Origin of the sequence: Lederbergia citrea (assembly GCF_018343525.1) — a bacterium.
GTDB lineage: Bacteria > Bacillota > Bacilli > Bacillales > Bacillaceae_C > Lederbergia > Lederbergia citrea.
In genome coordinates this window covers 49,704-58,113 of record NZ_JAGYPH010000007.1, presented here as the reverse complement: position 1 = coordinate 58,113, position 8,410 = coordinate 49,704, and the positions used below count along the sequence as shown (strand labels likewise).

9 protein-coding genes and 1 rRNA gene are annotated in these 8,410 nt (G+C 42.0%); all 10 read right to left on the bottom strand.

Annotated features, from left to right (window positions below; all coding sequences use genetic code 11):
* Nucleotides 1-91: ribosomal RNA gene (locus KHA88_RS20680) — 16S ribosomal RNA — on the bottom strand; the annotation flags it as partial.
* Between the two features lie 287 nt (nt 92-378).
* Nucleotides 379-1,866 (bottom strand): lysine--tRNA ligase, encoded by a 1,488-nt coding sequence (lysS, locus tag KHA88_RS20675; protein WP_213100120.1) that lies wholly within the window; start codon nt 1,864-1,866, stop codon nt 379-381.
* 134 nt (nt 1,867-2,000) lie between these two features.
* Nucleotides 2,001-2,993 carry a tRNA dihydrouridine synthase DusB gene (dusB, locus tag KHA88_RS20670; protein ID WP_213122761.1) on the bottom strand — a complete coding sequence of 331 codons (993 nt, stop codon included), beginning with the start codon at nt 2,991-2,993 and terminating at the stop codon, nt 2,001-2,003.
* Between the two features lie 25 nt (nt 2,994-3,018).
* The gene (locus KHA88_RS20665; protein ID WP_213100119.1) at nt 3,019-3,237 is read right to left on the bottom strand and encodes a helix-turn-helix domain-containing protein; all 219 of its coding nucleotides are present in this window, start codon (nt 3,235-3,237) and stop codon (nt 3,019-3,021) included.
* Nucleotides 3,189-3,719: a 2-amino-4-hydroxy-6-hydroxymethyldihydropteridine diphosphokinase gene (gene folK / locus KHA88_RS20660; protein WP_213100118.1), complete on the bottom strand. Its 531-nt coding sequence runs from the start codon at nt 3,717-3,719 to the stop codon at nt 3,189-3,191. Before folK ends, KHA88_RS20665 begins: the two co-directional genes overlap by 49 nt.
* Nucleotides 3,709-4,077 (bottom strand): dihydroneopterin aldolase, encoded by a 369-nt coding sequence (folB, locus tag KHA88_RS20655; protein WP_213108795.1) that lies wholly within the window; start codon nt 4,075-4,077, stop codon nt 3,709-3,711. The genes folK and folB overlap by 11 nt, the downstream gene beginning before the upstream one ends.
* Entirely contained in the window at nt 4,070-4,891 is an 822-nt protein-coding gene (folP, locus tag KHA88_RS20650; protein WP_213108814.1) for a dihydropteroate synthase, read from the bottom strand. The genes folB and folP overlap by 8 nt, the downstream gene beginning before the upstream one ends.
* Nucleotides 4,892-5,297: 406 nt before the next feature.
* Complete coding sequence (gene cysK / locus KHA88_RS20645; protein ID WP_213100116.1) at nt 5,298-6,224, bottom strand: cysteine synthase A; 927 nt, start codon at nt 6,222-6,224, stop codon at nt 5,298-5,300.
* Nucleotides 6,225-6,394: 170 nt separating this feature from the next.
* Nucleotides 6,395-7,279: an Hsp33 family molecular chaperone HslO gene (gene hslO, locus KHA88_RS20640; protein WP_213122759.1), complete on the bottom strand. Its 885-nt coding sequence runs from the start codon at nt 7,277-7,279 to the stop codon at nt 6,395-6,397.
* A 14-nt stretch (nt 7,280-7,293) separates the two neighbouring features.
* Nucleotides 7,294-8,064 carry a type III pantothenate kinase gene (locus KHA88_RS20635; protein WP_213100126.1) on the bottom strand — a complete coding sequence of 257 codons (771 nt, stop codon included), beginning with the start codon at nt 8,062-8,064 and terminating at the stop codon, nt 7,294-7,296.
* Nucleotides 8,065-8,410 lie beyond the last annotated feature (346 nt).

The following is an 8,410-nucleotide window of genomic DNA, read 5'->3' as shown; positions in this document are numbered from 1 at the left end:
TTGGGAGCAAGCTCCCAAAGATCCGCTCGACTTGCATGTATTAGGCACGCCGCCAGCGTTCGTCCTGAGCCAGGATCAAACTCTCATAAAAGTAGTTTGTTAGCTCATTTGCTGGTCTTACTAAATTGCTTTTGACGTTTCGTTTCGTTCAGTTTTCAAAGATCAAATTTTCGTTGACTGTTTTTCACAGCGACCTTACTAATATAACATTTTCTAAAAGTGATGTCAACCACTTTTTAAATTATTTTTTTTGCTAGTGTGCGTCTGTTCGAGGCACGAATAATAATATAACATCTATTTTTTATTGTTGCAACACTTTTTTATAAGTTATTTTATTTATTTTAAAAGCCCCTGCAAAAAGCAGGGGCAAATGTAGGCTTAGTCACGATTTCTCATTAACGGGAATAACAGCACATCTCTAATAGAAGGAGAGTTAGTCAGTAACATAACTAAACGATCAATGCCGATGCCTAAGCCGCCTGTTGGTGGCATTCCGTATTCAAGAGCCTCGATGAAGTCTTCATCCATTTCATGAGCTTCATCATTTCCTTGCTCACGTTCTTTTAATTGGCTCTCAAAACGTTCGCGCTGGTCAATCGGATCATTTAATTCTGTAAAAGCATTCGCGTGTTCACGCGCCACGATAAATAACTCAAACCGGTCAGTAAACCTAGGATCTTCTTCATTCTTTTTGGCAAGTGGAGAAATTTCCACTGGGTGCCCGTAAATAAATGTAGGCTGAATCAACTTCTCTTCAACTTTTTGTTCGAAGAATTCGTTAACGATATGTCCGTAAGTCATATGCTCGGTAATATCAATACCATGTTCTTTCGCAAGTTGCCTTGCCTCTTCGTCTGTTACTTCTCCCCAGAAATCAACGCCAGTAAATTCTTTTACCGCATCAACCATATGGAGGCGACGCCACTTCGGCTCAAGATTCACCTCATATTCGCCGTATTGAACGGTTGTAGAGCCAAGAACTTCTTTCGCAATATGCGCTACGAGGTTTTCTGTTAGTTCCATAATATCATTGTAGTCAGCATATGCTTCATAGAGTTCGATCATTGTAAACTCAGGATTATGTCTTGTCGATACACCTTCATTACGGAATACACGACCAATTTCATATACCTTTTCTAATCCACCAACAATTAAGCGCTTCAGATGCAATTCGATTGCGATCCTCATAAAGAACGGCATATCCAAGGCGTTATGGTGCGTTTCGAAAGGACGAGCAGCCGCTCCACCCGCAATGGAATGTAGCATTGGTGTTTCCACTTCTAAAAATCCTTGTTGGTCAAGATAGCGCCTCATCGCTTGAATTATTAAACTGCGAGCGATAAACGTCTCCTTGCTTCCTTGATTAGTGATTAGGTCAAGGTAGCGCTGGCGATAACGCTGTTCAACATCTTTAAGGCCATGAAATTTTTCCGGAAGCGGACGGAGAGCTTTCGTTAAGTGCGTAAATTCAGTCGCCTTGATTGACAGCTCACCGACTTTTGTTTTAAATACAGTTCCCTTGACGCCGATAAGGTCGCCTAGGTCAGCAGTTGTAAATAGGTTGTACTGTTCTTCTCCAACCGCGTCTTGGCGTACATAAATTTGTATTTGTCCTGGAAGGTCCTGAATATGGGCAAAACCCGCTTTTCCTTTTCCTCGTTTGGTCATTAAACGACCAGCGATAGTTACTGTAATCGCCTTTTCTTCTAACTCTTCTTTTGAAAGACCATCATATTGCTCTTTAATTTCTTTTGTATTATGCGTACGTTCGAATCTTTTTCCAAATGGATCAAGGCCACTCTCACGTAATGAAGCCATTTTATCGCGACGAACCCGTAGTTGATCATTTAATTCTTCATGACTCATATATACCACTCCTATCTATTAGTAAGCCGAAACCACGATTATATCCTTTATTATTGTACACAATTATAGCCATGCACACATCATTATAACTAAAAAAACAACTGCCAGCAGTAACTGGCAGTCAATCAGCATGGTTATCCAGCTTGCATTTCTTTTACTTCTGCATTTTCGACGATAAAATCAAGTATCGCTACAAGCTCGGCTCTAGTATGACATTCATTAATGGCATTTCTAATTTTCCCAGTTCCATGAATACCTTTTAAATACCAAGCAACATGCTTTCGCATTTCACGCACTGCTACATTTTCCCCTTTTAAAGCAATCAAACGATCGAGGTGAAGTTTACATACATCCATCTTCTCTAGAACTGAAGGTTCATCTATTAATTTTCCTGTTTCTAGGTATTTAACAGTTTGATAAATCATCCACGGATTTCCAAGAGCCGCGCGTCCGATCATGACACCATCCACACCTGTTTCCTCTAGCATTCTTTTTGCACCCTGCGGTGTTTTAACATCTCCGTTACCGATTAGAGGAATATTAATGGACTGCTTTACTTGACGTAAAATATCCCAGTTCGCGTCACCTTCATACATTTGGACGCGCGTGCGGCCATGCATAGAAACTGCAGCACCACCAGCTCTCTCAACCGCTTGTGCATTTTCCACTGCAAAAATATGCTCCTCATCCCAGCCAATGCGCATCTTTACCGTTACAGGCTTGTCAACCGCTTCCACAACACTTGAGACCATATCATAAATCTTATTCGGTTCAAGCAGCCATCTAGCGCCCGCTTCACATTTGATAATTTTATTCACTGGGCAACCCATATTAATATCGATAATGTCAGCATTCGTATTACGATCAACAAATCTTGCTGCTTCCACAAGGGTTTCTTTTACACCGCCGAAAATTTGCAATGATAGCGGCTTTTCCCGCTCGTCGATATAGAGCATGTTCATCGTTTTTGCATTTTTACTGACGATGCCTTTATCGCTGATCATTTCTGCACAAACAAGACCGGCGCCAAATTCTTTAACAGTTAAACGAAAAGCGGAGTTACAAATGCCCGCCATTGGAGCGAGGACCACTTGGTTTTTCATTTCAATATTTCCGATTTTCAACACCTTCATTACCTCCTCCCTCTTTTTATTACTCGTCCTGTTCTTCTTGGGGAGTCAGTTCTTCCATTGAAACACCGAGGATTTCGGATATTTTCTCCAAAACAGGCTCTGAAGGCAGTCGGCTGCCTCTTTCAATTTCACCAAGGACAGAAACGGAAATTTCTATTTCTTTCGCAAGTCCTTCTTGTGTAAATCCTTTTAACTTTCGAAAAGCGCGGATGCGTCTTCCCCATTTATCTGTTTCCATAACCGAACTCCTTCTTTATCAGGTATTTCGTCCAGAACTTCAACCAAAGGGGTATATGTTTTCGGAAGCACTAGGCTCCGGTCGATTTCCAACAATGGAATAAGTACAAATGCCCGTTCTGTCATCCGAGGATGAGGAACCTGCAATGTCTCCATCTCAATATTTTCTTTATTATACAATAAAATGTCAAGGTCTATTATTCTGGGACCCCATCTGAATTCCCTTATTCTCCCTAAATCTTGTTCAACTCTTAGGCAAAGTTCAAGAAGTTGCAACGCCGATAATGTGGTTGAAACTTTCACGGCCATATTTAAAAAATTTGCTTGGTCTGTATATCCGACTGGGTCGGTTTCATAAATGGAGGATAAAGCGGCTATTTTTACATCGGGATTTTTTTCTAACTCCTGTATAGCTAGCCTCAAGCATTCCTGCCTATCTCCCATATTAGAACCTAATGACAAGTATGCACTATTATCCTTCATGTTTTTCTCTCACTATTTCTACCGCTACCGAATGATAATGTCCCGGTATAGGTGGATCTGGCTTAATGACTTTTACAGTGACCCGTTCAATTTTAGAAAATTTTTCAAGTATGGAAGCGGATATTTTTTCCGCTACAGCTTCGATTAGTTTGTATGTTTGTCCCTCGACTATTTCTTTGCACAAGGAGTAAATCTCAGCATAGCTGACGGTTTGTTCAAGATCATCAGCAAGCGCAGCTTCTCGAAAATCAGTTTCAGCAATGACGTTTACACGAAAACGCTGGCCAAGCCGCGTCTCCTCAGGTAATACGCCATGATATCCGTAAAACTCCATTTCATTTAAATATATTTTATCCATTACGATCTCCCTTTCCCACTAAGACATCCGTCATCGCTGCCATCCGGCTCATTTCTTTGACGTCATGAACGCGGACTATATGGCAACCACTTTGAATACCGAAGCAAACGGTAGCCCCCGTTCCTTCCATGCGCTCCTCCACTGGTAAATCAAGCGCCGTACCGATCATTCGCTTTCGGGATGTTGCGAGAAGAACTGGGTAGCCAAGCCCGACAAGCTTGTCTAGGTTTTTCATCATCTCGATATTCTCTTCATAATCTTTTGCGAAACCAATGCCGGGATCGAGAATAATTTGATCATCTTTCACGCCAGCTTTTTTCGCAATGGAGATACTTTCGTATATATCATTCAGAACGTCGCGGATAAATGAATCATAGTTGCCGCTATCCCGGTTATGCATCAATATAATTGGAACATTGAGATCCGCCGCTACGGCGGCAATTTCCGGATCCTTTTTAGCACCCCAAATATCATTTATGATGGATGCTCCGGCATCGACCGCTCGCTTCGCAGTTTCAGCTTTGTATGTATCAATTGAAATAGGAACCTTTCCATCTGCAGCAACCGCTTTGATAATAGGCAGTACTCGTTCAATTTCCTCATTCGCAGAAACCGGCTCATGCCCCGGTCTTGTCGATTCACCGCCAATATCAATAATATCTGCGCCATCTTCAATCATTTGGTTCGCACGCCTTACAGCAATTTCACCTAAGTGATATTGCCCACCATCCGAAAAAGAATCTGGTGTAGCATTTAGGATTCCCATGATTAAAGTTTTATCGTTAAAATTCAGTTCATACGGTCCACATTTCATAACTTTCTTCATCTGGACACACCTTTCCTTCCACGTTGCAATCTATTCCTTTAGTCTAACCTTTTACGATTAGAATGAAAATAAAAAAGCGTAAGCGCCTTGGTCAGCCCCGACAAGCAAATGTTCTGATGCAAGAAAAGTCCGATCTTGACTTTTATTGCATCAGGTTATTTGACCTCGAGGGGCTAGGCGCTGGAGCTGGACAAATAAAAAAGCGTAAGCGCCTGTTAAACGGGCGCTTACGCTTTTCTCTGTCTAGCTTCAGCGCCCAGCGACTAGCAAACTTCAGGATTCTTCCTACGATAAGTCAACATCGATTTACCTTTCAGGCTCACCGTGTTTCCTTTATCTCGTCAGAATCCCTAAAAGTTTGTACGTCGCTGAACGGGCGCTTACGCTTTTTTTATTAGTCTTCAAATTGGTATAGCGGCGTACTTAAATACCTCTCTCCATTACTTGGGAGGATTGCTAGCACTTTTTTGCCTTTACCTAGTTCTTTTGCTACTTTCAAAGCTGCCGCGATAGCCGCTCCGGAAGAAATTCCCCCAAGGATTCCTTCTTCTTTGGCTGTCTTTCTTGCTGTTTCAAAAGCAGCGTCATTTGTAATTTTGATTACTTCATCATAAATGTCTGTGTTTAAGACTTTAGGAACAAACCCAGCGCCAATCCCTTGGATTTTGTGAGGACCTGGTTTTCCACCTGAAAGGACAGGAGAATCTTCAGGCTCGACCGCATAAATTTTTATATTTGGATATTTTTCTTTAAGTACTTGACCTGCACCCGTGATCGTACCGCCTGTTCCGATTCCCGATACAAAACCATCAAGCTCCTCACCCATTTGCTCGACGATCTCCTTACCTGTGGTTAGACGGTGCACTTCAGGATTTGCAAAGTTTTCAAACTGCTGTGGTATAAAATATCCGTTTTCACTCGCTAATTCATTCGCTTTCTTAATAGCGCCATTCATTCCTTCAGAACCAGGAGTGAGCACTAATTCTGCTCCATATGCTCTTAGCAGATTACGGCGCTCCATGCTCATCGTATCTGGCATGACGAGAATAGCACGATATCCCTTTACTGCCGCAATCATCGCGAGTCCGATTCCTGTGTTGCCACTTGTCGGTTCGATGATTGTATCGCCTTCTTTAAGTTTTCCGTCTTTCTCAGCCGCTTCAACCATTGATAAAGCGATCCGATCTTTAACACTGCTTCCCGGGTTCATGTATTCCAGCTTCACATACACCTCAGCACTGTTCTCATCAACCATTCGGTTTAATTTGACTACCGGGGTATTCCCCACGAGTTCCGCAATAGAATTTACCAATTGTGCCATTTTCTCCACCCCTAATTCCGAGTATTTTTGTTGGTTTATTTACAAATTACCATGACAAAAGGCTGATGTCAATAATGAAAGCGTGTACTCCTATTATAATTATTAACCTAAGAGACATTTAAGAAACAACAAAAAAAGAAGGCGGTACTTTTAAATACCACCTTCTCCCTTTATTCCTTTTCGGAAGCTTCTTCTAATTCTTCTAGTTCTGTTTTTGTAAAGTGGTAAGACTCATTGCAAAAATGGCATTGAGCATTTGCTTCGCCGTCTTCTTCTATCATATCCTGAATTTCTGCTTTACCTAGGCTGACAATCGCATTGCCAAATCGCTCTTTTGAGCACGTACAACGAAAATTCACTGGCATTCTCTCTAATATCTTCACATGTTCTGCACCAAGAAGCTGCTCAAGAATTTCTTCAGGATTTAAGCCATCATGAATCAGCTTAGATACGGGTGGTGATGATTTTAATCTTTCCTCAATCACATCGATTACTTCATCTTCTGTACCCGGCATCAATTGAATGATAAAACCACCCGCAGCTAATATGGAATTATCGGGATTAACAAGTACGCCTACACCGACAGATGAAGGAGTTTGTTCTGATGTGGCAAAATAATAGGTAAAATCTTCACCCAATTCTCCAGAAACAATCGGTACTTGTCCCGAGAAATGGTCGCGGAGCCCGACATCCTTCACAACGGATAATGTTCCATCGGTTCCAACCGCTTTCCGGACATCTAATTTCCCTTGCTCATTCAAGTCGAAATGGGTTTGTGGATTTGTTACATATCCGCGCACATTACCTTTTGCATCAGCATCAACAAGAATAATGCCGAGCGGCCCGCCGCCTTCTACTTTGATTGTGAGTTTTTCTTCGCCTTTTTGCATAGCACCCATCATAGCGCCTGCAGTCATGGCCCTTCCCAAAGCAGCAGAGGCAGTCGGCCAAGTATAATGGCGACGCTGCGCTTCTCCTACCGTTTCTGTCGTTTTTGCCGCATAAGCGCGCACTTGGCTGTTATAGGCCAATGCTTTTACTAAGTAGTCACTCATTTGCAAGCCACCTTTCATTCACTTACATTTCTTTTATAGATGAGCTGCAGCCCTGTTAATGTTAAGTCTTGGTCTACAATATCGATCATTTTTGTTTCAGAAGCAATTAAATTTGCAAGCCCACCAGTTGCAATGACAGTAGGCTTCTGTTTACTTTGTTCGATAATGCGTTTTACAATACCCTCTACTTGTCCGACAAAACCAAACAAAATGCCTGCCTGCATCGCTGCCACGGTGTTTTTACCAATAATTTCATCAACATGGGTAATCTCGATTCTAGGAAGCTTGGCCGCTTTTGAATATAGCGCTTCAGTAGCAATACCAATTCCCGGGGCAATGACACCGCCCATATATTCGTTTTTTTCATTGATATAGCAAAATGTTGTTGCAGTTCCAAAATCTACAATGATCAAAGGACTTCCATAAATGTGAATACCTGCCACTGCATTGACTATTCGATCTGCACCTACTTCGCGCGGGTTTTCATATTTTATATTTAAGCCCGTTTTAATACCCGGACCAACAACTAGCGGCTTTTCTCCGAAATATTTATGGCACATTTTTTCCAAGGTAAACATGATTGGAGGAACAACAGAAGAAATAATAATGCCGTTAATGTCTTTAAATCGAAGTCCCACATGATCGAATAAGGACTTAATAGCCATCCCAAATTCATCTTCCGTTTTATGACGGCTCGTTTCGATTCGCCAATGATATTTCAACTCTTCACGATGATATACACCGAGAACGATATTTGTATTGCCAACATCCAGTACAAAAATCAATATTCTCACCACTTTTAAAAGAGACTTTTTTCACTTCAAATATCATACCATAATCACTTTATTATGTGGCAAATAAACATATTGCTTACATATAAGAAAAGACACCGCATAATTGGTGTCTTCAGATTGTCGATAAAAGGTATATTTCTCGGCAATTTTTTATTAATCGATGGTCCCGGCTAACCGGCCTGTTGATTTCCGCTCCGGGCACTCGCTTTCCGCGGGGAGGTCCGGGAGCCTCCTCGGCGCTTTGGCGCCTGCGGGGTCTCCCGTAACCTCTCGATCCCGCAGGAGTCGAGTACCCTCCGCTCCAATCAACAGGGATGCGTATCAACATAAGGTTTTA

What these genes read in the sequence shown, in the direction of transcription:
- lysS (WP_213100120.1), bottom strand. Translation starts at nt 1,866, where the DNA reads ATGAGTCATGAAGAATTAAATGATCAACTACGGGTTCGTCGCGATAAA.
- KHA88_RS20665 (WP_213100119.1), bottom strand. Translation starts at nt 3,237, where the DNA reads ATGGAAACAGATAAATGGGGAAGACGCATCCGCGCTTTTCGAAAGTTA.
- folK (WP_213100118.1), bottom strand. Translation starts at nt 3,719, where the DNA reads ATGAAGGATAATAGTGCATACTTGTCATTAGGTTCTAATATGGGAGAT.
- folB (WP_213108795.1), bottom strand. Translation starts at nt 4,077, where the DNA reads ATGGATAAAATATATTTAAATGAAATGGAGTTTTACGGATATCATGGC.
- folP (WP_213108814.1), bottom strand. Translation starts at nt 4,891, where the DNA reads ATGAAATGTGGACCGTATGAACTGAATTTTAACGATAAAACTTTAATC.
- cysK (WP_213100116.1), bottom strand. Translation starts at nt 6,224, where the DNA reads ATGGCACAATTGGTAAATTCTATTGCGGAACTCGTGGGGAATACCCCG.
- hslO (WP_213122759.1), bottom strand. Translation starts at nt 7,279, where the DNA reads ATGAGTGACTACTTAGTAAAAGCATTGGCCTATAACAGCCAAGTGCGC.